This window comes from Sphingomonas sp. SORGH_AS_0879, from assembly GCF_030819175.1.
Lineage (GTDB): Bacteria > Pseudomonadota > Alphaproteobacteria > Sphingomonadales > Sphingomonadaceae > Sphingomonas.
Genome location: NZ_JAUTBJ010000002.1, coordinates 2736862 through 2762825, shown reverse-complemented (window position 1 = coordinate 2762825; position 25964 = coordinate 2736862). Strand labels below are relative to the sequence as shown.

Here is a 25964-nt window from a genome sequence, read left to right as displayed (position 1 = left end):
GTCCGGCGCGGGTCGCCGGACAGCTATCCACAGATTTCGGCATCCGGCTGCTTGCAGCTTGACCGCGCGCGGTGCAACCTGCGGTGGTCTGGGTTTGTTCGCAAGGGCCTGTGATGCTTGAATCGACCGATCATGAAGCCGATGATTCGGCCCCCATCGATATGCTGGAGGCGTATTTCGCCGCCCATGGGTGGGAGCATGAGCGTCATGACGAGGAAATCGTCGCGACGGTCAAGGGCAGCTGGGCCAGCTACGAACTCCGCGCGCTGTGGCGGGATGACGATAGCGTCCTGCAATTCCTGGCTTTTCCCGACATCAAGGTGACCGAGGATCGCCGCGCCAGCATCTATGAGGCGCTGGCGATGGTCAACGAACAGCTGTGGATCGGCCATTTCGAGCTTTGGTCGAACAGCGGCATCCTGCTCTATCGCCACGCCGCGATGGTCGATGGCGGGGAGGACGGTACCATCTCGCTCTCGGCGACCGAATTGCTGGTCGAATCGGCGATCGAGGAGTGCGAGCGCTTCTACCCCGTGTTCCAGTTCGTCCTGTGGGGCGGCAAGACCCCGCGCGAGGCGCTGGCCGCCGCACTGATCGAAACGCAGGGCGAGGCCTGAGGGGCTGGACGTGAGCTTTCCTGACGGTCCCATCTGGCTGATCGGCTGCGGCAACATGGCCGGGGCGATGCTGCGGCGCTGGTTGTCCTCCGGGCTGGACCCCCGACAGGTCACCGTCATCACCCGCAGCGGGCGCGCCGCGCCGGAGGGCGTTCGCTCGCTGACCGCGCTGCCCACCGATGAGACGCCCGCGATCCTGATGCTCGGGTTCAAGCCGCAGCAACTGGACGATATCGCCCCGACCCTGGCGCATCTGCGTCCCGCCTTGCTTCTCTCGATCCTGGCGGGGGTGGAGGAACAGGCCTTGGCGTCGCGTATTCCCGCCGATTCGGTGGTGCGGATGATGCCAAACCTGCCGGTCGCGATCGGGCAGGGGGTGACGGCGCTTTACACGAGTTCGACCGATCCGGCCGTCCGTGCGGCGGCGGAAGCGCTGGCGACGCCGCTGGGAATCGCGCCCTGGGTCGAGGACGAGGCGCGGTTCGATGCCGTCACCGCGCTGGCGGGCTGTGGTCCGGCCTTTGTCTTTCGCTTTATCGACGCACTGGCGCAGGCCGGAGCGGCCCTGGGCCTCGCACCCGAACTGGCGCAGCGATTGGCGCTCGCGACGGTCGACGGGGCAGGGGCGATGGCCATGGCCGCCGACGCATCGGCCGCCACGCTGGCCGACCGGGTGGCGAGCTCCGGCGGCTCGACCCGCGCCGGGTTGAATGTGCTGGACGCCGATGACGCATTGTTGCGGCTGATGGCCGACACGCTGGCCGCTTCGGAACGGCGCAATCGTGAGATGGCCGCCGCCGCTCGGGGCTGAGGACGTGTTTCCCGCAGAGGCGAAGAGCTGTGCAGCTTGGGGGAGCGTTGCCTCACCCCCTGTCGCCTTCTAGCGATTCTAAGATTAAAGCGGCTTTGTTCCCTCGCCACGCCGCCGCGCGAAATCAGCCGTCGTTGGTCCGCAAATCCTCGATCCGGGCGCGTTCCTGCTCGGGGATGAACCCCTCCAGTACGGTCCAGAACCCCGTCACCGCCTGCTGCCCGGCCCGCGCATAGGCCTTGGAAAGCTTTTCGCGCAGCGCGTCGAACAACTCCGCTTCCATCTTCGCGCCGGCGGGCGTCAGACGCAGCAGCCTCTGCCGCCGGTCGCGATCGCCCGGCCGCGTCTCGATCAGGTCGCGGCTCGCCAGTTCGTTGAGCACACGACCCAGCGACTGTTTGGTGATCGCGAGCAGCGACAGCAACTCGCTGACCGTCATGTCGGGCTTGCGAGCCATGAAGTACAGGGCGCGGTGATGGGCACGGCCCAACCCTTGCGCGGCGAGACCGCGGTCGATGGATCGCACGAGGTGGCTATTGCCGAAATACAGCAATTCCATGCCCCTGCGGAGTTCGGGCTCGCGGAGAAATTGTGCCGACGCGGACTGGTTAGAGGCAGCCATGTTGACCCGTCTAGACACAGGGCCTAGGCCACGGCAACCCAAAACAGAGAGATGATCATGGACGCGGCACAATCCCTTACGTTTCGGTTCGATCCTTGCGCGACTCCGGTTGCGGCGAGCGAGCGGGCGGCGCGTCTGGTCGATCCGGGCTTCGGTCGCGTCTTCACCGATCACATGGCACTGATCCGCTATAGCGACGACAAGGGCTGGCACGATGCACAGATCACCGCGCGCGCACCGCTCAGCGTCGATCCGGCGGCTTCGGTCCTGCATTATGCGCAGGAAATCTTCGAGGGGATGAAGGCCTATCGCCTTGCCGATGGCGGCACCGCGCTGTTCCGGCCCGAGGCGAATGCGCGGCGTTTTCAGGATTCGGCGCGTCGCATGGCGATGCCCGAACTGCCCGAGAATCTGTTCCTCGAATCGGTCGAGCGGCTGGTCGAGATCGAGCGGAACTGGATTCCCGAACAGGATGGCGGCGCGCTCTATCTGCGCCCCTTCATGTTCGCGAGCGAGGTGTTCCTGGGCGTGAAGCCGTCCGCGGAATATCTCTACATGGTCATCGCCTCATCGGTGGGCGCCTATTTCAAGGGCGGGGCGCCCGCCGTGTCGATCTGGGTCAGCCAGGGCTATACCCGCGCGGCGCCGGGCGGCACGGGTGCGGCCAAGTGCGGTGGGAATTACGCCGCCAGCCTGCTCGCCCAGAAGGAAGCGATCGCGAACGGCTGTGACCAGGTGGTCTTCCTCGATGCGGTCGAGCGCCGCTGGGTCGAGGAACTGGGCGGCATGAATGTCTTCTTCGTGTTCGACGACGGCTCGCTGGTGACGCCGCCGCTGACCGGCACGATCCTGCCCGGCATTACCCGCGATTCGATCCTGACCATCGCCCGTGCCCAAGGCCTGACGGTGCGCGAGGAGCCCTATGCCATCGATCAATGGCGCGCCGACGCCGCCAGCGGTCGCCTGGTCGAAGCCTTTGCCTGCGGCACGGCGGCGGTCGTCACCCCGATCGGCAGCGTTGCGGAGCCTGCGGGCCGCTTTACCATTGGCAGCGGCGGCCCCGGCCAGCTGACCACCCGTCTTCGCGAGCAGCTGGTCTCGATCCAGCGCGGCCAGGCCCCCGATCCCCATGGCTGGATGCGCCGCCTGGGCTGAAGATTTCCCCTGTTTAGGGGCTTTTCAAGAGCGGCGCGCCCGGTATAAGGCGCGCCTCTCCACTGGGGCGTCGCCAAGCGGTAAGGCAACGGTTTTTGGTACCGTCATACGCAGGTTCGAATCCTGCCGCCCCAGCCAGTCACTGATTGCCCCAGCTAAGGGGACCTAAAACTGCGGTTTTCGGTAACTTAGCGGGACTTCGACCATCGCAGTGGCGTCAACTGACGCCAGTCGATGGAGCCAGTCCCTGATGCCAGCGATCGAGAACGTCACCCGCCGCAGCGCGGTCTATTGGTGGCGTCGAAGGCTGCGTTTGGCGCCCGCGAGCGCAAATCCTATAACCGTTGTGACGATGGTCAGTCTTCTGACGAAGGAGCAGCCGGTCGCGCGCCAACGCGCGGTCGCGATGACCGGGCGGAGCGAGACGGTACGGATGAGCCTGTACGAGAAGATTGAGCGTGACGGCCTGACCGCCGACCAGGCCAGTGCCGTGTTCCAGGAGGAGATGATCCGATACCGGAACATGCTCGCCTATCAACACCAGTCGATCCAGCAGGACGGCGAAGGCCATGTCGCGGAACGCTTCGCCCAGATGCGGGCCATCTATGGCGCGGTGAACCGCGATTTCGCGGACAATGGCTTCAGCGATTTTCTTGGACTGGAGTACGTTGGCGGCTTCGAGCGTCGTTTCGCCGACCTCGACGACCAAGCGCGTGAGCACCTCTATGCGATGCTTGGTCGAGCCCCAGACCTGCCAGAGCATTTGCTGAACGAGGCGCGTGACCTGTTGCGTCGCGTGGGGATCGACGACTCCGACGGTCGGAGTGAGGCGGCCCGTCAGATCATGTGCCAGGCACGAGCGGCGGCCGCGTCGTCGTACGCCGATCCAGTGTTGCAGGATATGGCTAACCGGATGGCCGTTGCGGCGGCCATTATACGGCCCCTGGGCATGGTGGCTCCTTCCCATTCACAGACCGTGGCCCCGACAGCCGGTGTCACGTCCGTGCCCACCGCAGCGAATGTAGCGGCAGACCCCGAGCAATGGGATGAGGAGGATGGGGAGGACGAGAAAGCCGAACGGCAGCGCTATGCGCGCATGACCCCGTTGGAGGTCGTCGAGGCGTATATGAGCCTCAAGCCAAAGGCCCGAGGACGCGTCGCAACGACCAAAGCGGGCGTTAACAGGTCGAAGTCACAGGCTAAGACCTGGGGCGACAGTCAACGGCGTCAGTTCAAGGCGGCCGCCTTCCTGTTCGGTAAGTCGAATGGCGGCAAGCCGCTGGCGCGAACGAGGCAGGAGGATCTCAACCGGTTCTACGACCAACTCAACCGCATGCCTTCCACGCACCACAAGTCATCGCGGCACGAGCCTATGACGATCGAGGACATCTGCGTCGAGGCCGCCGACCGGGTGGAGGAAGCGGAGAAGCACAAAGAACGCATCACTTTCACGATTGGTTTGGATGTCGGTACGATTAACAGGCATTTCGCCAACCTGAAAAAGCTGTGCACATGGCTTGCCAGCAAGACGACGATGCGGGCGCTCGATTTCTCCGACTACATTCTGGTGGAAGAGGAGCGCGACGAACGGACGGAGCGAGATCCCTACACCATCCAGCAGGTTCAGGAACTGTTCGCGCTCAGGATCTGGACCGGCAGCATGACGCTGGACGACCGGTTCGCGAAGGGCAGTGGCGGCCGGATCTGGCATGATGCGGCCTATTGGATCATGCCGATCGTCTGGTACTCGGGTATGCGGCGTGAGGAAGCGTGCAAGCTGCTCGTCGAGGACATCGGCGAGGAAGATGGCGTCCCCTATTTCGACATCCGCAATACCCGTGCCGGGCGGGTCAAGACCGCCAAGAGCACTCGGAAGGTTCCCATCTGCGCGGAACTTCGTCGGCTCGGCCTGCTGGACTACGTCGCCGCGATGCGGGCGGCAGGCGAAGAATATCTCTTTCCGGAAATCGTGCCCGGCAAGGGCGGCCGACCGTTGGGCGATGTGTTCTTCAACACCATCTGGCTGAAGATCAAGCCGCTGTTGACGCTCATCAAGCCGGGCCAGGCCGTACATAGCGGTCGACACATGGTCAGCACCGAGCTGAAGGCGTTGCAGACCTTCGAAGAGACGCGGGCCGACCTCCTCGGGCAGCAGATCGGCGGCGAAAATGCCGTTCGCTATGCGGGAGCGACGCGGCTGGAGATCCTGGCGGATGTCGTGGACCGCCTGCCCATCGTCACTGGGCATCTGCCCTCGCCCGAAACCATCAACCTCCTTCCGAAGCATCTGCGCTGTGCGCGCCCGACGCGTGAGTCGGCGGGCCGGAGGACGAGAGGCTGACCGGCGTGGTTACAGGACGGAATCAGCGCAGCCCCATCCGATCCATCTTCTTGAGCAGGCCGACTCGCGACAGGCCCAGTTCGCGGGCGGTATGAGTGTGGTTGTGGCCAGTGCGCGCCAGTGCCTCGACAATGCGACGGCGTTCCAGCGCGGCGACTTCTTCTTCGAGACTTTGAGGGGCGGCGGGGACGACGCTTTCTGACGGGGTGTCGCCGACCGCGAAGGCGAGGTCGGCGGCGGTGACGATGGTGCCCGCCGCGCCCGGCATCGCCAGTGCTGCGGCGCATTCGACGGCCGCGCGCAATTCGCGGACGTTGCCGGGCCAGGATCGGCCGGTCACCCAGTCCAGCGCGTCCGGCGAGAGGCTGGCCCGGCCTTCGCTCGCCCTTCGCAGGAACAGTCTGGCGAGCAGCGGCACATCCGTCGCCCGCTCGGCCAGTGACGGCGTCCGCAGCACCACGCCCTTGAGCCGGTAGAACAGATCCTCCCGGAAACTACCCTCCGCCACGGCGGCGGCAAGGTCGCGGTGGGTGGCCGCGACGATCCGCACATCTGCCTCGCGCGGGGCACGGGCGCCGACCGGCTGATAGCTGCCGTCGTTGAGGAAGCGCAGCAGCTTGACCTGCATGGCGGCGGGCATCTCGCCGATCTCGTCGAGGAACAGTGTGCCGCCATGCGCGGTCTCGATCAGGCCGGGCCGATCGACGGTGGCGCCGGTGAAGCTACCCTTCAGATGCCCGAACAACTCGCTTTCCAGCAATTCGGCCGGTACCGCGCCGCAGTGGATCGGAACCAGCGGCCGGGTGGCGCGCGGCGAGGCGGCGTGGATCGCGCGGGCGACCAGTTCCTTGCCGGTGCCGCTCGGCCCCAGCACGAGGGCGGGGAGCCGGGTCGGCGCGACGCGGCGGATCAGGTCGCGCAACCCAGCCATCGTCGGCGAGGTGCCGACCAGTCCCATATCCTCCTCTGCCCCCGCCTGCGCTCGCAGGGTCGCGACCTCGCGCGCGAGCCGCGCCCGCTCCAGAGCGCGGCCGACGACGACGCGCAGCATGTCGGGATCGACTGGTTTGGCGAGGAAATCCCACGCGCCTGCCTCGACCGCCTTCAGCGCCAGCGCGTGGTCGGCGTGGCCGGTCATCACCACCACCGCTGCGGGCGCGAAGGCCGGGATCAGCGCCAGCCCCGCCGCCGGGTCGTGATGCGGCGGCATGGCGAGGTCGAGCAGGACGAGGTCGGCGGGTTGGGCCTTGAACGCCGCCACCGCCTCGTCGCCATCCCCCGCGATCTCGACCTCATGGCCCAGCCCCCGTAGCCACGCACCGGTCAGCCGCTGGAAGGCGGGTTCGTCATCGGCGAGCAGGATCATCGGGACGCTCCGAAGGTGAGGCGGAAACAGGTCGACCAGCCGGGTCGCTGGACGAGCGTGACGGTGCCGCCATGCGCCTCCATGATCCGGCGGACGATGGCGAGGCCAAGGCCGGTGCCGCCGGGGCGGCGCGAGACGAAGGGGCGGAACAGGCTGGCGCGGATCTCGGGCGCGATGCCGGGGCCGTCGTCGCATATGTCGATCGTGGTCGGCGGCCCGGCCTCGGCGATAATCGCAACACGGGTGCCGAGCGCACGGGCATTGTCGACGAGGTTTGTCAGCGCGCGCAGCAGCGCGTGGCGATCGGCCGCCACCATCAGCCCTTCGGGTACGTCCGCCTCGACGCCGATCGACGCGACGAAGTCGGCGACGCGGAGCGGCTGCGGCACGACCGTCCATGCGCGGGCATAATCGAGGATGTCGGTGACGAGATGGTTCATCCGCGCCACCTGCTCGCCGATTTCGCTGCGGACCTCGGGTGGGGCGCCGGTCGCGGCCATCTGGACGATGCCGAGCGGGTTGCGCAGGTCGTGCGCGATCGTCGCCGCCAGCGCGCCCAGCTCGGCCAGCCGCGCCTCGCGTTCGGCATCGACCATACGACGGGCGGCGGTCAGGCGGCGGGCGCTTTCCGCCACCAGCCCCGCAAAGCGTTCGGCAACATGACGAGTGGCGGCCGGGGCGTCGTTCCATCCGTCCAGGGATACCGCCTCGCCGGTAATGGCCAGCGTCGGGCCATCGACCGGCAGGTTGAGCCGTTGGCGTAGCAACCCGCGCGCTACCTCGCCAAGCGCGGCTTCGTTGGGTGCTTCCGCCAGCCGGTCGCGCCATTCTGCCACGTCCGCCTCACTGATCCGGCCGCCGGGAAAGACGATTCGGTCTGCCAGCCGCTTGAGCGGGGGCGAGAATAGCGACGCCCAACGCCAATGTCGCCGCCAGCGCGCCCCACGTCGCGAACAGCCCCGCCGGGCGTCCCGCCAGTGCCAGCGGGAGCGAGGCGATCAACGCGCTTGCCGCGCCCGCGCCGGCGACCAGCATCAACCACACCAGCCCGCGCCGTGCCCAGATATCGGCGGCCATGAAACGGTGCCGGACGATTCCATAGACGAGTGCGACCGAGTAGAAGGGTAGCAGCAGGACCGGCCACGGATAGGCATCGATCCCCAGCGCCGGAAAGGCGAACCCGGTCAGCGCGACCAGCCCGATCAGGCTGGACACGAACACCGCGCCCGCCTGCCGCCGATGGGCGCCGTCCTGCTCGCGCCACGTCTGCGCCAGCCGCAGATGCCCGGCGATCGACAGCAGAGCCGCCAGCCCGAGCACGCACCAGCCGATGACCGACGGCACGAACATGCCCGGAAAGCCGTGCCACGGCACGACCGCGCCGACGCCGAAGATCAAGCCGACCAACGTGGCGAACGCCGCGGTCGCATAGCCCGCGATCGCCACCTGCCGCACCACGCCGCACAGTGCGAAGGCGAAGGCGAGATGCAGAAACCCTGCTGCGGGCAGCGGTGACAACGCGATCAGCGTCGCCGTGACCGGCGTCGCCGCCGGTCCCAGCAACACGGGCAGCGTCTGCGCCACGCTCCACAACCCGACGCCGAGCAGAAACGCGGCCAGCAGGCTCGACCCCGGCACCGCCCGCGCCCGCAGCGCGACGAACAGCGCCAGCGATACGCTGGCGATCGCGGTCAGCGACAGCGCGCCGATATAGGCGAAGAGGCCGACAGCTATATCCATCGTTGACAGCATAGCAGCTTGTTCCGTTCACGGTGTTAACAATTGCGCCCCCGCCTCACGACCAAAAGGCGCGCATTTCCGCCATCCGTGGCAATTGGCATGCCATTCGCAAAGCGTTCTTCGAACCGGGCGATCGTCGCCTGGCATCGAAGGAGACCAGCCCATGTTGTTGCCCATTGCAGCCCTGCTCATCACCTATGCGCTGACCGCGTTGATCGCATTGCTGGCGGTCGTGACGCTGTGGCGTCCGCTGTCCATCCTGCTCGCCGAACTATGCGGCACCGAGGAACGCTCGCGTTTCTGGACGGTGTGGTCGACGGTGATGATGGTCGCGACGCCGATGCTGTTCGTGTCGTGGCGCGGCATTGCCACCGATCCGACCGAACTGGTGCAGGGAACGATGACCAGCGCGCTGATCGGCGTTCTGCTGGCCCTGGTCGGCATGGGCTTCGCGGTGTGGAGCCGCAGCCCCCGCGCTGCCGCCTGACGGGAGCGGAGGCCATGCATGTCCTGATCGTCGGTGCGAATGGCTTCATCGGGCGCCACCTCGCCGCCCGGCTGGTGGCGGAGGGCGTCCGCGTCATCGCCGCCGGACGGTCGCCGGATCGCCTGCGGCGGCGGCTGCCGGGCGCCAAGGCGATCCGCTGTGACCTCGCCGCCGATGGTGCGGAGGACTGGTGCGAGCGGCTGGCGGGCGTCGACGCGGTGGTGAACTGTGCCGGGCTGTTCGGTGACGATCGGGGCTATGCGGACGTCCATAGCGGCGGGCCGATCGCGTTGTTCGACGCCTGCCGCGCCGCCGGCGTCGGCCGCGTGCTCCAGATTTCCGCGCTAGGAGCGGCGGCCGATGCCACCAGCGCCTATCACCGCAGCAAGGCCGCCGCCGACGACCATCTGGCCGCGATGGGCGCCGGGATCGGCTTTGCGATCGTCCGACCGTCGCTGGTCATCGGTCATGGCGGGCAGAGCAGCGCGCTATTCACCGCGCTCAGCGCTCTACCGGTTATGCCCGATCTCGGGCGCGCCGATGGGCTGGTCCAGCCGATCCATGTCGATGATCTGGTCGAGCTGCTGGTGCGCCTGCTGCATGCCCCGCGGCCGCTGGCCGCGCGGATCGATGCGGTCGGGCCGGAGCCGATGACCACCGCGGCGCTGGTGGCGGTCCTGCGCCGCTGGCTCGGTCTGCCGGATACGATGCGGGTGGCGGTGCCGCGATGGCTGATCGCGGCAGTCGCTTGCGTCGGCATCGGGCCGGTGACGCGCGAGAGGCTGGCGATGCTGGCGATGCTGGCGGCGGGCAACACGGGGTCGGTCGAGCCGCTCGTCGCCATGACCGGCTTCCGACCGGTACCGATCGCCCAAGCCCTGGCCCGCCGCCACGCGAACGAAGCCGATCTGCGAATGGCACGCCTTGCCCCCGTCGCGCCGGTCCTGCGCGTCGCACTCGCGCTAGTCTGGTTCGCCGGTGGAGCGATACCGTTGTTCGTCACCCCGGCGGCGACCAACATGGCCTGGCTGGCGCGGGTCGGCCTGTCGGGCGGCGCGGCGACGACCGCCTTATGGGCAGGCGCGCTGGCCGACATCGCGGTCGGTGCTGCGCTGCTTCTGCGGATACGCGGCGCGGCGCTTGCGGGGATCGCCCTGATGGCGACCTACACGCAGATCCTGACCCATATCGCGCCCGAACTCTGGGCCGCCCCCTTCGGCCCGCTCGCCAAGAACATCGCCGTCCTCGCCCTGTCGCTGGCCGTCCATGCGCTGGAGACCCGTCATGGCTGATTATCTGCTGCTGAAGACCGTTCATATCCTCAGCTCGACCTTGTTGTTCGGCACCGGGCTGGGCACCGCCTTCCACGGCTGGATGGCGAACCGTTCGGGCGACGCGGGGGCGCGGCGGGTGGTCAACCGCAATGTCGTCCTCGCCGACTGGCTGTTCACGACGCCTGCCGTCATCGTCCAGCCGGTGACGGGCGTATGGCTGGCGCATATCGCGGGCTTTCCGCTGACGACCGGCTGGCTGGCGGCCTCGATCGCGCTGTATCTGATGGTCGGAGCCTGCTGGCTGCCGGTGGTCGGCATCCAGATCCGGATGCGCCGCATCGCCGACGCCACACCGGCGGACAGGCCGCTCCCGGCGCGCTATTTCCAGCTGTCGCGGACGTGGTTCCTGCTCGGCTGGCCCGCGTTTATCGGGGTGATCGTCATCTTCTGGCTGATGGTGACCAAGCCGGAGATCGCATGGTGACCCAGCCCCTGTTCCGCCGTCTGCTCGGTTCCACGATCGATGATCTGTCGCCCGTCCTGCGCGAGGCGCACGACAGTCGGATTGACCAGCGCTGGAGCGGTCTGGCGCAGGTTCAGGCGAACCCGAACCCGCTGGCTCGGCTGCTCTGCCGGATGATGCGACTCCCTGCGCCGGGGAGCGCCATTCCGGTGACGGTGCGGTTCGAACGACGCGCCGACGCGGAGCGCTGGCACCGCGATTTCGCCGGACGCCGCTATCGCAGCACGCTTGTTGAGCGCGGCGCGCTGATGATCGAACGGATGGGTATGGCGACCAACATCTTCCGCGTCTCGGTTGAGGACGGCGGGCTCCGGCTAGACCTTGTCGGCTTCCGGTTCCTGGGCGTTTCGCTGCCTTCCGCCCTCCGCCCGCATTGTCACGCCCGCGAACATGAGGACGACGGACGCTATGTCTTCGATGTGCCCGTGGACCTCTGGCCGTTCGGCCGCATCATCCGCTACACCGGCCGCATGGAGCGGGTCGATGACTGACGGTCCGATCATCCTGTTCGACGCGCAGTGCATTTTGTGCTCGGCCAATGCCCAGTTCATCCTCCGCCACGACCGTCGGCGCCGCTTCCGACTGGCGGCGATGCAGGGTGCAGCCGGTGCGGCGCTGTTCCGTCGGCACGGGATCGACCCGACCGATCCCGACACGATCCTCGTCGTCGACGGCGATCACGTCCTGCGGGACAGCGATGCGGTGATCGCGATCTACACCGGCTTGGGCTGGCCGTGGCGCGTCGCGGGCGTGGCCCGCCTGGTGCCGCGCTGGTTGCGCGACCGGGCCTATCGATGGATCGCCCGTAACCGCTATCGAATTTTCGGCAGGCGATCGACGTGCTGGCTTCCAGCACCAGAGGAGGTCGGTCGGGTTTTACCTTAGTCGCACGCCTGGCGGTACCAGAAGCAATCGTTAGCCGATATTGCTCTGTCTCGGAGCGAAGACGATGCGTTTTGGGACGAAACTACCGTCCAAGAGCGAAGAATCGAACGGCACCTTTCCTCGAGAGCCGAGATCCCGCTGCTGTCATTGGTTGCGCACTGGTGACCGCAAGGCGTGACGGCTACGCTAGTCACATGAAACTACGCCTGCTCATCGACACCTGCGTCTGGCTCGACCTGACCAAGGATCCTCGCCACCTGCCTGTGCTCGACGCGCTATTCGCCATGACTGAGGCGGATGAGGTCCAACTCATTGTGCCCCAAATCATCCTCGACGAATTTGCACGTAATCGCGATCGGGTTATGGCTTCGAGCCGCGCGAGTTTGTCGAGCCACTTCAAGCGAGTGAAGGACGCCGTTGTGCAGTTCGTGCCAGAGGACGGACGCGAAGATATAATCAGGCAATTGAATGAGGTTGACTATCGGATCGCTAGCGGCGGTGAGGCGGTGAACGAGGCGGTGGGCCTGATCGAAAAGCTGTTCGTGACGACCGAACCCGTGCCGGTTAGCGACAGTATCAAAGCGCGCGCGGCAGACCGTGCCATCGCTAAGGTCGCGCCGTTCCACCGTCAGATCAATGGTATTGGCGACGCGATCATCATCGAGACATATGCAGATGCCTTGTCTGAGCGCCAAGATGACGATGTGCTCGCCTTCGTCACCCACAACATCCACGACTTCAGCCAAAAGGGAGCAGATACCCGCCTGCCACATCCTGACCTCGCGCTCCTCTTCGACGGGGTGCACTCGCGTTATTCGACCAACCTTGGTGCGCTCATGAGCGAATTCGCCAGCGATCTGATCGAAGAGATTACCTTCGATCGCGAGTATAGCCAGGAATCGCGCGCCCTTTCGGAGCTACTAGAGGCAGAGGATAAGCTCACGACGCAGATTTGGTATGGTAGGAAGTGGGGCATCATCGATGCCGTTGAGAGCGGCAAGGAGAAGAAGGTTCCGCGAGAGGTTTGGGAGGCTGCCTCGCGCGAAGAGCAGCGCGGCATGATCGTGGACGAAATCTGGGACGGCATGATCGCGGCCATGAAGCGTGCGGAAGAACAGTACCCCGACGAACTTGGCCCGTGGAGCGATTTCGAATGGGGGATGCTCAGCGGCAAGTTATCTGCGATTCGATGGGTACTTGGTGACGAGTGGGACATGCTGGACACGTAAACGACGGCTGTTTTTGCGGAGTGTCGCCAAATTCCCAGCGAAGCAGCAATGGCAACAACAGTTACAAAAGCGGCGGTCCTAACGCGGAATGGAGTACGGCTCGAGCTGGTCGAAAGTGGGCTGGCTGGCGGTCGATTGAACGCTGTCGTCCAATCGACCGCCAGCGATATGACAGCCCTGTCAACTTTGATGGTACGCACACTTTACGCGCCAACGAGGCTGACGACGTCTCACGCTGCCGCCCGCACCACCTCCGTCGGTTTCGCGTCGGCGTAGCTGCCCCCGGCGGGGACGAAGAGGGAGCCGTGCAATTCGATGCCGTGCATCTGATCGGCGGCTTACGGAAGGCTCCATCCGGAATCTGGTCGAACGATCGCGACGACGACTGGCGACGTGGTTCCCCGCCTATTTGATCGCTCATTATGCCAAGAGTCAGCTTTGGCATGCCAGCACGCTGCTGTTTGGTTTCTTCCTGACCGAAATCTGCGGGATTGGTGCCAGATCGATGGGCTGGATCATGGCGGCGTCGCTGCTGCTGAATGGGCTGGCCGATCTTCTTATGGGGACGTGGGGACACGGCCGGATATCCGACGAGGCGCACGCCCGACGCGTCCAGGCGCGCGGTGGGCCGCTGACGTGCGTGTTCTTTCTGCTGTTCTGCGGGACGCCGTTCATCGCGACGGACGCCCGATCGGCCTGGGCTTTGGTGATGCTGCTTGGCTTTCGTGTCACCTATCCGCTGATCGACGTGCCGCAGAACACCATTCCGGCGCTGCTTTCACTCGACGACAACGCGCGCTGCTCGCTCCTTGCACATCGCAATGTCGCGTCGGGCGTCGCGGCGATCGCGATCAGCGTGATCGCCGCTCCGATTCTGATCCGGGGGGGCGATCTCTACCGCTGGATGGCTTGGGCACTGTTGCTGTCGCTGTTCGTCTGCGGTTCCGCATGGTGGCTGGCGCGCACGCCCCTGGCAGGCGAAACGCCCCGACCCGATGCGCCCGTGCGTCCCCGAGACGATCTGGGTTTCGCGACGATCCTGTGCGCGCTGGCGATGATGATCGCCGCCAGTTCGGCGTTTCGCCTGATCGAGCCTTACTATTCGGCGTTCGTCCGGGGCGGTTCGGGGCTGTTGCTATGGGCGGCGGTCGGCGGGACGATCAGTCAGCCGGTCTGGGCATGCTGCCGTCGCCGCTGGTCGGCCTTTTCAAGTCTGATCGGGGCGGCCGTCATGCTGGCGGGGGCGGCGGGTCTGTTATCAAGCCCGTTGCGATCCGCACCGGTGGGCATCGTTCTGGCGGGCATGACGTTCGGCATAGGGTCGGGCGGATTATGGCTGATGCTTTGGACCGCGATGACGGCGCTCGCGGCACAGGGAAGCGCTACGCGTCATGTCGGGATCTTCACCTGCGTCTCCAAAACCGCGCAGGCCACCGCGATCGTGACGGTGGGGCACGTGCTGGCCGCGTCCCCCTACCGCCTGACGATGCGCGATCCGTGGTCGCCGCCATCGCTGATGATGGCCGGCGCGCTGGCCGCGATCGCCCTGGTGTGCGTCGTGCTGGCGTGCGTCCTGGCGTTCAATCGAACATCGTCTGGTGGAACATCAACGACGCCGCGCCCAGCGGCCCCGACAGTTCGGGCTCCAGACTAGCGACATCCATCAGGGTGGGCGGGGCGCGGCGCTCACGGCGGACCGGCCAGTGATTTTCGGGTAAGTCGATCGCATCGACGATCCGCTGCGCCAACATTCGGGGCAGGCGTCCGCCCAGGATCAGCGCTTCGCAGTCGAGCGTCATGCGCAACGCACCGAACAGATAGGAAAAGGACGGCTGATGTTCGGCCAGCCACTCCTCCACCCCCGGCCATGCGGGGTCGAAGCGCGCGATCAGGTCGGACACCCCCGAACACGCAATGCCATGGTCAGCCAGCCGATCACGTAACGTCATCAAGTTCGGGGTGACGCGCCCGGCGCTGCGGAATAGTCCGGCGATTTCGCCCGCATTGCCGTGACGGCCGCGCAGCAGCGCGCCGTTCATGACGATACCCGCGCCGAACCCGGCCGCGACATTGACGTAACAGAAGCTGTCATAGCGCGTGCCCACGCCCAGGATACGCTCGCCCAGCGCCGCGGCACTGGCGATATTCTCGACAATGACAGGCAGACCGGTCTGGCGCTCGATCGCCTCATGCAAATCGAGAAGTGCCCATTCTTCCAGCTCAAGGCCTGGATTGACCATCGACGTGCCGACGAAATAGCCCGCGACCGCAACGCCAAGCCCCAGCAGCCGACGGCGATCGATGCCCGCCTTCGCCATGTGATCGAGTGCGAAGCCGACCGCGGCATCGATCATCGGCGCGCGCGGCATGCCGGGCAGCGTGATCTCGCGGCGGGCACGGATGTCGCCCGCCAGATCGACCAGCACGACATCGGCGCGATCGGTCATCACCGACACGCCGATGCTGAACGTGGCATCGGGCTGGATATGGATCATCGCGCTTGGCTGACCGCGCCCGGCCGCGACCGTCTCGCCGCTACGCACCAACCCGGCGGCCTCCAGCTCCTCGGTCGCACGGAAGACGGCGGTGCCCGAGAGGCCCAGGTCCCGAATCAGTTCCGCTCGCGACGCGCTATTCCGCCGCCGAACTGCCGCCAGCACCGCCCTGCTTCGGGCAGACAATTTGACTGCCGACATCAAACTCCCTTCGATTCAACATGATAGTCAGACGCCGCAGCGAAAATGCGGCACCCCCTCTGTTGTCAAATAAATATCACAATGAATGATATATATAAAGCGGGTTCCGAAGGGGGATATAGATGAAATCTGCACGTCATATACGCCTGGTTAGCGTTCTTCTGGTTGGCACGTCGCTGGGCTGTGCGTTGCCAGTCGCCGCACAGACCGCACCCGCCGAACCGGTTGTGGCCAACACGGCCCAGGCGGGGCCAGTCGCCGAACCGGCACCGGGTGAAGAGATTGTCGTCACCGGTTTCCGCGCGTCGCAGCAGTCGGCGACCAAGACCAAGCGCCAGTCGGCCGTGATCCTCGATGCCATTTCGCAGGACGATGTGGGACGCCTGCCCGATCTCAACATCGTCGAGGCGAGCCGGCGCATCACCGGGGTCTCGGTCGTAGGGGGTGCCGATCCGACCAAGAACCGCGACATCTATCAGCGTGCGACGATCCGTGGCCTTGATCCGCGCTACAATCTGGTCACGATCGACGGCATTCCGCTCGCATCGCCCGATTGGGTGTATCGCGGCGCGCGGCTCGACATGCTGCCCTCCTCGCTGGTGTCGCGGATCGAGGCGATCAAGAGCGTCACCGCGCAATATGATCCGCACGCGCTCGGCGGGCAGATCAATATCGTGTCGAAGAGTGCGTTCGACGTCCGTGGCGAACGCTTCCTCGTCGTGAACGCCAATGGCGGCTATAACGACACGGCGGGCAAGCTCATCCAGCAGGGCGGTCCTTCGATCCGCACCGACGCGACCGGCGCGCTACGCTTTGGTCCCGGTCAGAGCTTCGGCATCGTCGCCTCGGTCGAGTATCAGCGCCTTCCCTCGACCGCGCGCGCCGAGCTGCCTGGCGACAGCAACGGTGCGGGCTGGTCCTATTTCACCGCAGCCGGTGCGCGCACGCCATTTCCGAACCTGTCGACCGGCTTGCTGGTGCCGGTTCGCAACCAGGATTATTTCTTCGAGAATATGCGCACCCGTCTCAGCGGGAACCTGAAGCTGGAATGGCGGCCCGACGACGCGACCGAAGTGTCGCTGTTCGGCGGCTATTACCACGACAAGGATGTCGAGACCCGTTACGAGATCCTGACGCTGCCGACCGGCGCGCCGACCGCAGTCACCGCAACCAGCGGCGCGTTCGCGCAGGGCGACCTCCAGCAGGGACTGACCTATCAGCCGGTAACGCGCGACACCTGGCTGATCGATGCCAAGGGCCGGCATGATTTCGGCGGCGGTATCGTTCTCGACACCACGCTTGCGCGGTCGAAGGCGCAGTATCGCGAACTGCGCGAGATGATCAAATACGATACCAACCCGCGCGCCGGAACGTCGTCGGCCGGGTTCCTGCCTGCCTATGGCTATGGCTACACCATCATCGATGGACGGCCACGGCTGACGATCAACGACACGGCCGCTGCGACCAATCCCGACAGCTACCGTGCGCTTTATTTCCGTAACATCAACCGCGACCTCGATTCCACCGTCGACTTCGGCAAGCTCAATCTGGGGTTCAACGCCACGGCTGATGATCGCGGCTTGGGTGCGAACATCGGGGCGGCGGTCACGCGGACCGATCTGTCCTACGACCAGCGCTATCTCGAATACGTCCCCGCCACGACCACCGACCAAACCACGGTTGGCACGCTGTCGGGCATTCTCTACGACAAGCGGCCGGCGGCGTATCTGACTCCGGCGGTGGCCTATCTGCTCATCAACCGCCCGGCCGCATGGCAGCGGTTCGACGCCAACCGCGCCTCGTTCACCACTACCAACCAGATCGCGAACAACGCCGCCGACGACTTCCGCGATGTGGAGACGACCAAGGCGGTCTATGCGCAGGGCCTGTTCCGCGCCGACCGCTTCGACGCGCAGATCGGCGTCCGCTACGACAGCACGCATCTTGTCGTGGACACCAACCAGGCGCCGACCGTTCGCGGTGCGACCGCCTATGAGCCGGTGCGGCGCACGACCGATTATGGCTATTGGCTGCCCTCAGCACTGGCAACCTATCAGCTCGGCGATGGAATGCGCGTTCGCGCGGGCGTGTCGAAGACGATCGGACGGCCCGACTACAGCCAATATGCCGCGCGCACCTCGTTCGGGATCGGCACGGACGGCACGCTGACTGTCAACACCGGCAACCCCGACCTGAAGCCGCGCGAGGCGTGGAATTACGACCTGTCGTACGAATGGTACATGCCCGCGGGCATGATCTCGGTCGCCGGGTTCGTGAAGGACATCCGCAACGAGATCTTCACCAGCAGTCAGATGGGACCGGCCACGACCTTTCAGGGCGTGACCTATCAGAACGTCGTCGTCAGCACGCCGCGCAACGCGGTGGGGGCGAACGTGAAGGGGCTGGAGGTCGGCTACACGATGGATCGCATCACCGCGCTGCCGGGGCTGGGCTTCAACGCGAACTTCACGCTGCTTGACGGCTCCTATCGCCAGCCCGTCAGTGCCGCGGGCATTGCATCGGGCCTGCCCGCGACGCGCAAGACGAGCGGTCTGATCCAGCAACCCGCCTACATCGCCAACCTGACCGCCTTTTACGCGATCGGGCCGGTAGAACTGCGCGGCTCCTACAACCGCATCGGTCGTGCGCTGCAATCGGCGGATGGCGATACCCCGACCCGCGACCTCTATCAGGAACCGCGCCAGCAGATCGACGTGCAGGCGCGCTGGACCGTTCGCGAGGGCGTGGAGCTGGTCGGGCAGGTGCAGAACCTCACCAAGTCGCCCTTCATCGTTCGGCAGGGCGTCGATCAGGCCTATGTGAACTACTTCTTCCCCGTAGGCCGCACCTTCTGGCTCGGTCTGTCGTGGAAGCCGCAATGGTGAAGCGACTGGCCTTGGCCAGCGCCACGCTCGCAATGGTCCCCGCCGTCGCTTCGGCGGCGGGGACCGGCAATCGCGACGATGTCCGTATCGTCCTGAAATTCGTCAAGAGTGACGGGGCGGTGAGCGCGCCCGTCCGCTTCGATCCCGCATCGTGCAGGGCGTGCCGCGTCGTCGACGAACCTCTGTTCAACGCCGACAATGCGCGCGAAACGGCCATCGCGTTGCGGGTGCCGCGGCAGCGCACCATCGAACTCGCGTTCGACGCGCGTCCCGCCACCGTTCGGCGGGTCTTGCTCGAATCCGGGGAACTGCCCTTTCGGACGACCGGCGACCGCATCGTCGTGGCGCTCCCCCCGCTCGCGCAGGATGCGATCACCGCCGCGGAGGTCGCAACCCATATCGTCGAGCCGGGCTTGGTGCTGCGTTTCGAACATGCCGATCCTGCGCGGCGTGCCGGTGCCTATGCCACCGGCGCCTTTCCCGACCTTCAGCGGCGCGCGGCGAACGTGCTGGAGTTCGCGCAGCGACAGGTCGTGCGGACGCTTGGCCTGGGCGAGGAGGCGGTAAAGCGGGGATGGGGGACCATCCAGATCATGGGCTTCGACATCAATGCCCCGCACGGCCATGTCGATGCCCCGCCCCATGTTCACATGCACCTGCGCTGGCCGGGCAATACCGGCACCCAGATCGGCCATTACTATATCGGCGCCGACGGGTTGCTGTCGCACAACATGGTCGGGGTGAAGGGGCTGAACGCGCCCGATCGGCGGTTCGGTCGCGGTGAGACCTTCACGACCATCGCCCCGGACGGCGCGACCGCCTATACGCACCGTATTACCGAACGCGGATGGCTGGAGATCGCCGACGGGCGGGGCCGCACCTGCCTGATGCGCCCTGCGGCGGCGGGAGGCTTTGCCGATGGCGCGATCATCCAGTGCCCGGATATGGGGGAACAGCGCATCAGCGTCGCCGACGACCTGACCGAAGGCGTGCTGACGGTGACGACGGGCGATATCGTCGAAACCTTCCGCTACGCGACCGACAGCGGTTTGCTGTTATCGCCGGCCGCCGTACCGGCCAGCGCACCCTCTGTGTCCGTGTCACCGGCTTAACGATGCTGGACAGACGAGGCGTGTGCCGTCAGCGCCCGTACCGGGCGATCCACGCTAGCACGCCGATCGGACGATTTTTCGGCGGACGCGCGCACTAATTCCTATTGGGAGCGGCACGCGAGACGGGCGGAGGATGCCCAGGTGAGATGGAGTAATGAGAATACGCCTCAGTCTCCCGTGAGCACGTGCCCCGCTTCCGGATCGAAGAAGGCGGCCCGCAGGGGAAGGGTCGCCGCGCCGACGGCCGCCGCATCGCCATCGATCGTCGATGGAACGATCCGGGCGGAGGGGCGGTGGAAACCGCGCCGCTCGGGATTGGTGATACGTATCCGCTCGGCGATCCGCGATGCCAGCGACGCGGGCAGGCGTCCGCCCAATACGATCGCTCCGGGGTCGATCGTCGCCGAAATCGCCGATGCGACCAGGTTGAGCGACGGCAGGCAGCGGTCCAGCCACGTATCGACCGCGGGGTGGCCAGCATCGAAGTCGGCCAGCATCGCGTGCAGATCGGGAAATGTCTTGCCATGCGCGTCGAAGGTCATGCGCAGCGCCTCGAGATTGGGCTGTGGCCAATCCGCCGGCAGGATCGAGGCGAACTCGCCCGCATTGCCATGCCTCCCGCGCAGCGGCAGCCCCTGCGAAATGATACCGCCACCGAAACCGGCGGAGAAATAGAGATAGGCGAAGTCGCGCGACACGCGCCCATGGCCCAGCATCGCCTCGCCGATGGCCGCGACATTGCCGTCATTGTCGATCCAGACCTTTTCGGCCAACGTCTCGGCCAGGATCGTGTCGAGCGGCACCAGTGCCCAGGGATCGAGCAGCCGGGGCGGGTTCAGCCTGGCGCCGTCGCCGATAAAGTAGCCGGTGACGCCGACCCCGATCCCGATCAGCGTCGATCGATCGCGCCCGGCATCGGTGATCGCGGTGTCGATCATCCGGCGAATCTGGTGGCAGGCGGGCTGGATCTCGGTGTCGGACAGCCGTTCGCTGCGACCGCTCTGCACCCGGCCGGCCAGGTCGAGCAGCACCAGTGACACGGCGTCGGTCATCACCGACAGACCGACCGCGAACGCGGCGTCACCTTCCAGGGCCAGCTTAGCGGCCGGCTTGCCGCGTCCCGCTGCGACGGGCAGCGCCTCGCGCAGCAGACCGCGCGCGATCAGCGGCTCGACCAGACGGGTGATCGAATGCGGGGCCAAGCCGGTCATCCGGGCAAGGTCGGCGCGACTCGACGGGCCGTGACGCGACAGCAGATCCATCACGACACGCTCATTGGCGGTTGCGGTGCGGCGCCCGTCTTCCCGGAGGAAATGCGTCGGATAATCGCCTGCGGTTATCGCGTTCATGCGGCTGGCAAGCCTTGCGCGGGCGATCGTGTCAAGCTGGGTATGAGCAGCAACAAGGCCGTAACGACGCAGCCCGCGCCGACCAGGAGGACGAAGGCGATATAGCTGTCCGTGGTGAAGCTTGGCACTCGCCCCAGTCCTCCGGCCAGCGCCAGCCCCGCCGCGCCCAGCGCCAGCTTCGATACCATGGTATAGAGGCCGTAACCGCGCGGGTCCGCTCCCAGCACCGGCAGGATCGCCCAGCCGATCAGGTTCGTCGTTCCCAAAGTCAGGCCCAGCAGGGCCAGCATCGCCAGCCCCGCATTCCACGCGAACCCGATCGCAACGAACGCGGCCATGGCATAGATCATGGCCAGCAGCGTCAGTCCATGGCGCGCGTCGCGCAGGCGGATGGGCAGTAGGGCGGAGGCGGTTCGGCCCAGGATCAGCATGGTCAGGATCGCCGTACCGTCATCGCCACGATGCCAGGCACCAGGCAGGTGCAGCACCGCCTTGGCCAGCGCCCCCAGCGCGACGATGCCGATCACGCTGGCCGCCATAAAGGGCACTGGCAGGGATGGCGTGACCGACCGCTCTGCCCCGATCGCCGACGATCGGGGCGTGAAAGCGATCAGCAGCGGCACCATCATCGCCCCGATCAGGACGCCACCAGCCGCGATCGCCCACAACAGCGCGGCGGTGTCCATGTCCTTGCCGCCGCTGGCAGCTCCGGCCGCCACCAGCGAGGCGAGCGCAGTCCCCACAGTCCGCCCGCGCGCGAGTCCGATCGCGCGGGCGGGCGTGTCGCCCAACCGGGTGAGCAGCGCATTGTGCGGCACGTCGATCCCGGCGTAGGCGATGCGGAATATCAGGGTCGCCGCCAGCAGCGCGGCCGCGCCATAGGGGGCAAGCAGCACCGTCGCCGGGAAACTGATCCCCGACACCAGCAGCGCGATCGCCGCGATCGGCGCCGCATGACGGGGACGGCGCGCAAGGTGGTTGCCCACGGCGAAATCGGCCAGTGCATTGGCCGCCAATCCGATCAAGAACAGCGTCCCCGCCGTCATCGGGTCCAGCCTGTAGACCGAGACGAGCAGATAGAGGGTCAGCAGATCGCTGCCGCTCCACAACAGGCTCTTGCCGAAATGGGCCGTGCCATAGGTCGCGCAGGCCCGGCGCCATGTCACGGAATCCAGCGGACCTTGTAGAGCTTCATCCCCGGCGTCTCGAACCGATGCTGACGGCCCGTATCGCGATCGGCGACCGTGAAGCCATGCGCCCACCAGCTTTCCTCCGCCTGCACCCACGCCATCGCTTCCTTCGTCACGCTGACCGCCTTGACCCGCAGCTTCGGATTCAGCGCCGGGATCGGCGTGAAATCGCCACGGTCGGGATCGAAGGTCCATGCCCCGTCATCGGTGGTGACGACATAGCCGCCTCCGGGCGTCGGCGACAGATCGTGCCCGTCGCGTCGCCCCGGCAGCGTCCAGCGGGCGGCCTCGGTCAGGCGGGGCGCGGCCGCTTCGGGATCGAACGAAAAGGCCTGGATCAGATCATGCGATAGCGCGAACAGCCTTTGCCGCCGCGCGTCCCAGACCGCACCATGGCCCGAGGGCAGCGGCAGGCTGGCGAGCGGAGGCTCGCTCCGCGACAGCTTGTAGAGTTCCAGTCGGTCGCCCGCCGGGTTGATCGACAAGGCCACCGCCGCATAGCCGCCGGGCAGCAGGTCCGCCGAATGCGCCATGGGCGCGGTCGCGCGGAACCGCACTTTCCCGCTCGCCCGATCGATCAGCACGACGCCCCCGGTCGAGGCGGTGACGAGGATCGCCTTGTTCCCATCGACGGCTTTGCAGTCATCGATATGGGCGAGCAATCGGGTCCGATAGGCTGAAGGCAGGTCTTGGGCAGCGCCGGCGCTCCACCTCCATGTCTCCGTCGCGGCGTCGCCCGTTACGACATATTCGCGAATCTGGTCGTCGCCACAGGCATAGAGGCGATCGGCGGCCGCCGCCCCGGTGCTCGCCAACAGCCCGATCAGCGCGCTCAACATCCTCAATCCACGCATGATTTTGCCCTCGCTTGATGACGATTGCGTCACAGGCCGCTTCGTCATAGATATGTCACCTATAGTGAGTAATAGGCGATCGACCTATTCGGGGAAAGAGGGGAATATCATGAAGACGTCACTGGCCTTGCGCAGCCTGCTGTTGCTCTCGTCCGCGTTGGCCGCGCCGATCCAGGCCCAGACGACCGCACCGACCACCACGCCGTCCGACCCTCAGGATGCAAATGACGAGATCATCGTGACGGGCGCCCGGCTTCAGGCGGTGCGCGAGATCGAGGCGAAGCGCGGGATTGCCGTGATCTCCGACAGCATCAGTTCGGACGAGATCGGCACACTGCCCGATTTCGGGCTGGGCGAGGCGCTGACCCGCGTGCCCGGCGTCTCGACCATCCAGAACAATGCGCGTGGCGAGGCGCAATTTCTGTCGATCCGCGGCCTCAACGCCGACTATAACCTCGTCCAGATCGACGGCGTGTCGCTGCCCGCCAACGAGGTCGGGCGGCGCAACGTCTCGCTCGACGTGATCCCCTCGTCGCTCGCGTCGCGGGTGGAGGTCTATAAATCGGTCAATGCCGCGATGAACGGCAACGCGATCGGCGGCATCGCCAATCTGCGCACCCGCAGCGCCTTCGATGGCGGCGGCAAGCCCTTTGTCGGCGGGCGCTTCGACATCGGCAAATGGGATTTCGAGCGGACGCGCGGCAAGGCCGGCCCCTCGGGCCAGGCGGAGCTGGTCGCCTCGACGACCTTCGGGCCGGATCGCAAATTCGGTGTCGTCGTGGCGGGCAGTTTCTTCCGGCGCGACTCCGCCTCGGTGAATTCGGCCAGCGACAATTATCTATACTTCGATCCGTCCACCGGCACGCGGCTGACCTCGCCCGCTAACGACGTATCCAGCGCCTTTGTCGCGCCGGATCGCCGTCGCTGGCTGCATTACGACAATATCCGTCAGCGCTATGGCATGTTCGGCAAGCTGGAGTTCGACGATCATCAAATGTTCAAGGCGGCGGTGACGCTGGCCGATTTCCGTCATACCAATGACGAGGAACGCCAGTCCAACCTGGTCGCTGCGAACACGGCGGTGACGAGCGCGACCAATCGCTACACCAATTTCAGCGGCGTCATCGCGACCGGCGGCAATGTCGCCAACGCCAATGCGCAGGTCGATCTGGTCCAATATTACCAGACCCGCCGGATGCGCTATGCCGATTTCCACGGCGAACTGACGCCGGGCGACCGCATCCTTGCCGATTTCGGCGTCAACTACGCGGTGGCGACCTATAGCCAGGACGCTCGCCTCGCGACCTATCGCGTCGCGAACACCAACAGCCTGGCCTATGGCTATACGATAACGCCGGGCCAGTTCGCGCAGTTCAACTTCACCGATCCGGCCTATGTCGCGAATGCCGCCAACTACAAGCAGTTCGAATATGGCACGACCGCCGAGGACCAGCGCGAGAATGCGCTGACCGCCCGCGCCAATCTGGGCTTCAACCTCGCGGCGGAGGATCGCGGCTTCGGGATCGGGACGGGCGCTTTCGCGCGCTTCCTCGACCGCCGCTACGACTATGTGCTCGACAATTACCGGACCAACGCCACCTCCAACTATCTGCTTTCGGGGGTGATCGCGCCCGAGACCTATAGGCCGTACAATGGCGGCGGACAGACGATGCTGTTCGTCGATCCGGGCGCGGCGCGATCCTTTTTCACGGCCAATCGCAGCGGCTTCACCGCCAATTCGGCCAATACGGGCAACAGCCTGCAATCCGATTACAACCTAACGGAGAATATCGTCGCGGGCTATCTGATGGCGCGCTACGCGCTCGACACGGCGCGGCTCACGGCGGGCGTGCGGTTCGAGGATACGACGCTGACCACTGGCTCCTATCGCCTGCGCGGTGCGACCTATAGCTGGGGACAGCAGGGTCAGCATTATCAGGACTGGCTGCCCTCCGCGCAGTTCGACTGGGACCTGACCGACCGGCTGCGGTTCCGCGCCGCCTATAGCCGGACGCTCGGCCGCCCCAATTACGACGACCTCGCCGCGCGCGAGAGCGTCAACGTCAACAGCTCGACCGGTGCGATCAGCATCACCTCGGGCAATCCCGACCTGAAGCCGCGCCGCTCGGACAATTACGACCTGAGCCTGGAATATTACGTCAATCGCGACGTACTGTTCTCCGCCGCGCTGTACCGCAAGGACATCAAGGATGAGATCATCACCGTCCGCAACCAGGCGACCGAGCTGTTCGACGGCACGCAGCAACTCGTCACCCGCATTCGCCCGGTCAATGCCAGCAGCGCCAAGGTGCAGGGTATCGAACTGAACGCGGTCGTGGCGCGGATGCCGTTCCTGCCGGGTCCGCTGGCGGGACTGGGCGCGTCGGCCAATGTCACGCTGCTCGACACGACACCGCCGCAGGTGACATTGTCCGACAATGTGACCCGCCGCCGCCTGTCCGGCTTGTTCGAAAGCGCGAACACGGTCGCCAACGTCAAGCTGTTCTACACCGCCGGGCCAATCACGATACAGGGGGCGTGGAACCATCTGTCGCCGATCCTCTATTCGGTATCGACGACCGATCCGCTCGGCGACCGGCGCTATGCCGCCAGCGACCTGTTCGACGCGCAGCTCCGCCTGACGCTCAGCCGTCACTGGACGATCGTCGCGCAGGGCAAGAACCTGACCGACTTCCGCCCGCAACGCATGTTCGGCCCGAATTTCGGCTTGTTGCGGGAAGAGATCGAGAACGGCCGCGCCTTCTATATCGGCGCGCTGGTGCGATACTGATGCGACGGGCCTTCCTGCTGCCGATCTTGTTGCATCA

Annotated in this window: 22 protein-coding genes and 1 tRNA gene; 15 read left to right on the top strand and 8 right to left on the bottom strand. The window is 66.0% G+C overall.

Annotated features, from left to right (window positions below; all coding sequences use genetic code 11):
- Nucleotides 1-113 precede the first annotated feature (113 nt).
- Together QE379_RS13510 and QE379_RS13505 are read left to right on the top strand one after the other, a co-directional pair.
- Nucleotides 114-617, top strand: coding sequence for a YbjN domain-containing protein (locus QE379_RS13510; RefSeq protein ID WP_267435190.1), 504 nt, complete (start codon nt 114-116; stop codon nt 615-617).
- 10 nt (nt 618-627) lie between these two features.
- Nucleotides 628-1428: a pyrroline-5-carboxylate reductase family protein gene (locus QE379_RS13505; RefSeq protein ID WP_373461787.1), complete on the top strand. Its 801-nt coding sequence runs from the start codon at nt 628-630 to the stop codon at nt 1426-1428.
- A 124-nt stretch (nt 1429-1552) separates the two neighbouring features.
- On the opposite strand, the gene QE379_RS13500 is transcribed toward QE379_RS13505, so the two are convergent.
- On the bottom strand, nt 1553-2050 hold the full coding sequence (locus QE379_RS13500) for a helix-turn-helix domain-containing protein (protein WP_267435189.1): 498 nt from the start codon (nt 2048-2050) through the stop codon (nt 1553-1555).
- A 57-nt stretch (nt 2051-2107) separates the two neighbouring features.
- Here QE379_RS13500 and QE379_RS13495 point away from each other — a divergent pair, with 57 nt between their 5' ends.
- From QE379_RS13495 to QE379_RS13485, 3 genes are all read left to right on the top strand, one after another.
- Nucleotides 2108-3205: a branched-chain amino acid aminotransferase gene (locus tag QE379_RS13495; protein ID WP_307001200.1), complete on the top strand. Its 1098-nt coding sequence runs from the start codon at nt 2108-2110 to the stop codon at nt 3203-3205.
- Between the two features lie 63 nt (nt 3206-3268).
- Nucleotides 3269-3343, top strand: a tRNA-Gln gene (locus QE379_RS13490).
- Between the two features lie 112 nt (nt 3344-3455).
- Nucleotides 3456-5546 carry an integrase gene (locus QE379_RS13485; protein WP_307001198.1) on the top strand — a complete coding sequence of 697 codons (2091 nt, stop codon included), beginning with the start codon at nt 3456-3458 and terminating at the stop codon, nt 5544-5546.
- Between the two features lie 22 nt (nt 5547-5568).
- Here the strand turns inward: QE379_RS13485 and QE379_RS13480 are convergent, their stop codons facing one another.
- Genes QE379_RS13480 through QE379_RS13470 form a run of 3 tightly spaced genes read right to left on the bottom strand, consistent with a single transcriptional unit; the run spans nt 5569 to nt 8652 of the window.
- On the bottom strand, nt 5569-6912 hold the full coding sequence (locus QE379_RS13480; RefSeq protein ID WP_307001196.1) for a sigma-54 dependent transcriptional regulator: 1344 nt from the start codon (nt 6910-6912) through the stop codon (nt 5569-5571).
- Entirely contained in the window at nt 6909-7748 is an 840-nt protein-coding gene (locus tag QE379_RS13475) for a sensor histidine kinase KdpD (protein WP_307001194.1), read from the bottom strand. The genes QE379_RS13480 and QE379_RS13475 overlap by 4 nt, the downstream gene beginning before the upstream one ends.
- A 7-nt stretch (nt 7749-7755) precedes the next feature.
- On the bottom strand, nt 7756-8652 hold the full coding sequence (locus tag QE379_RS13470) for a histidine kinase N-terminal 7TM domain-containing protein (protein WP_307001192.1): 897 nt from the start codon (nt 8650-8652) through the stop codon (nt 7756-7758).
- Nucleotides 8653-8815: 163 nt separating this feature from the next.
- On the opposite strand from QE379_RS13470, the gene QE379_RS13465 reads away from it, so the two are divergent.
- The 7 genes from QE379_RS13465 to QE379_RS13435 all read left to right on the top strand — a co-directional run bounded on the left by QE379_RS13465 (nt 8816) and on the right by QE379_RS13435 (nt 14704).
- On the top strand, nt 8816-9139 hold the full coding sequence (locus QE379_RS13465) for a hypothetical protein (RefSeq protein ID WP_307001190.1): 324 nt from the start codon (nt 8816-8818) through the stop codon (nt 9137-9139).
- Nucleotides 9140-9153: 14 nt separating this feature from the next.
- On the top strand, nt 9154-10431 hold the full coding sequence (locus tag QE379_RS13460) for an SDR family oxidoreductase (protein ID WP_307001188.1): 1278 nt from the start codon (nt 9154-9156) through the stop codon (nt 10429-10431).
- Nucleotides 10424-10897, top strand: a complete 474-nt coding sequence (locus QE379_RS13455; protein WP_307001186.1) for a DUF2269 domain-containing protein — start codon at nt 10424-10426, stop codon at nt 10895-10897. The genes QE379_RS13460 and QE379_RS13455 overlap by 8 nt, the downstream gene beginning before the upstream one ends.
- Nucleotides 10891-11427: a DUF4166 domain-containing protein gene (locus QE379_RS13450; protein WP_307001185.1), complete on the top strand. Its 537-nt coding sequence runs from the start codon at nt 10891-10893 to the stop codon at nt 11425-11427. Before QE379_RS13455 ends, QE379_RS13450 begins: the two co-directional genes overlap by 7 nt.
- Complete coding sequence (locus QE379_RS13445) at nt 11420-11821, top strand: thiol-disulfide oxidoreductase DCC family protein (RefSeq protein WP_307001182.1); 402 nt, start codon at nt 11420-11422, stop codon at nt 11819-11821. The genes QE379_RS13450 and QE379_RS13445 overlap by 8 nt, the downstream gene beginning before the upstream one ends.
- Nucleotides 11822-12015: 194 nt before the next feature.
- Nucleotides 12016-13050 (top strand): PIN domain-containing protein, encoded by a 1035-nt coding sequence (locus QE379_RS13440; RefSeq protein WP_307001180.1) that lies wholly within the window; start codon nt 12016-12018, stop codon nt 13048-13050.
- A 409-nt stretch (nt 13051-13459) separates the two neighbouring features.
- Nucleotides 13460-14704 carry an MFS transporter gene (locus QE379_RS13435; RefSeq protein ID WP_307001178.1) on the top strand — a complete coding sequence of 415 codons (1245 nt, stop codon included), beginning with the start codon at nt 13460-13462 and terminating at the stop codon, nt 14702-14704.
- On the opposite strand, the gene QE379_RS13430 is transcribed toward QE379_RS13435, so the two are convergent.
- Nucleotides 14631-15746, bottom strand: a complete 1116-nt coding sequence (locus tag QE379_RS13430) for an ROK family transcriptional regulator (RefSeq protein ID WP_307001176.1) — start codon at nt 15744-15746, stop codon at nt 14631-14633. The two genes, QE379_RS13435 and QE379_RS13430, sit on opposite strands and share 74 nt — an antisense overlap.
- A 122-nt stretch (nt 15747-15868) precedes the next feature.
- Between QE379_RS13430 and QE379_RS13425 the strand changes: the two genes are divergently transcribed.
- Both QE379_RS13425 and QE379_RS13420 read left to right on the top strand, forming a co-directional pair.
- A complete protein-coding gene (locus QE379_RS13425) occupies nt 15869-18631 on the top strand; it encodes a TonB-dependent receptor (RefSeq protein ID WP_307001175.1) in 2763 nt (920 codons plus the stop codon).
- Nucleotides 18625-19743, top strand: coding sequence for a hypothetical protein (locus QE379_RS13420; protein WP_307001173.1), 1119 nt, complete (start codon nt 18625-18627; stop codon nt 19741-19743). Before QE379_RS13425 ends, QE379_RS13420 begins: the two co-directional genes overlap by 7 nt.
- 167 nt (nt 19744-19910) lie before the next feature.
- Here QE379_RS13420 and QE379_RS13415 read toward each other — a convergent pair whose 3' ends face one another.
- From QE379_RS13415 to QE379_RS13405, 3 genes are read right to left on the bottom strand one after another with little or no spacing between them, the layout of a single operon-like run.
- Complete coding sequence (locus tag QE379_RS13415) at nt 19911-21092, bottom strand: ROK family transcriptional regulator (RefSeq protein WP_307001170.1); 1182 nt, start codon at nt 21090-21092, stop codon at nt 19911-19913.
- Nucleotides 21089-22258, bottom strand: a complete 1170-nt coding sequence (locus QE379_RS13410) for a hypothetical protein (protein WP_307001168.1) — start codon at nt 22256-22258, stop codon at nt 21089-21091. The genes QE379_RS13415 and QE379_RS13410 overlap by 4 nt, the downstream gene beginning before the upstream one ends.
- Nucleotides 22255-23121, bottom strand: a complete 867-nt coding sequence (locus QE379_RS13405; protein WP_307001166.1) for a DUF6528 family protein — start codon at nt 23119-23121, stop codon at nt 22255-22257. The genes QE379_RS13410 and QE379_RS13405 overlap by 4 nt, the downstream gene beginning before the upstream one ends.
- A 124-nt stretch (nt 23122-23245) precedes the next feature.
- On the opposite strand from QE379_RS13405, the gene QE379_RS13400 reads away from it, so the two are divergent.
- A complete protein-coding gene (locus tag QE379_RS13400; protein ID WP_307001164.1) occupies nt 23246-25927 on the top strand; it encodes a TonB-dependent receptor in 2682 nt (893 codons plus the stop codon).
- Nucleotides 25928-25964: the final 37 nt, after the last annotated feature.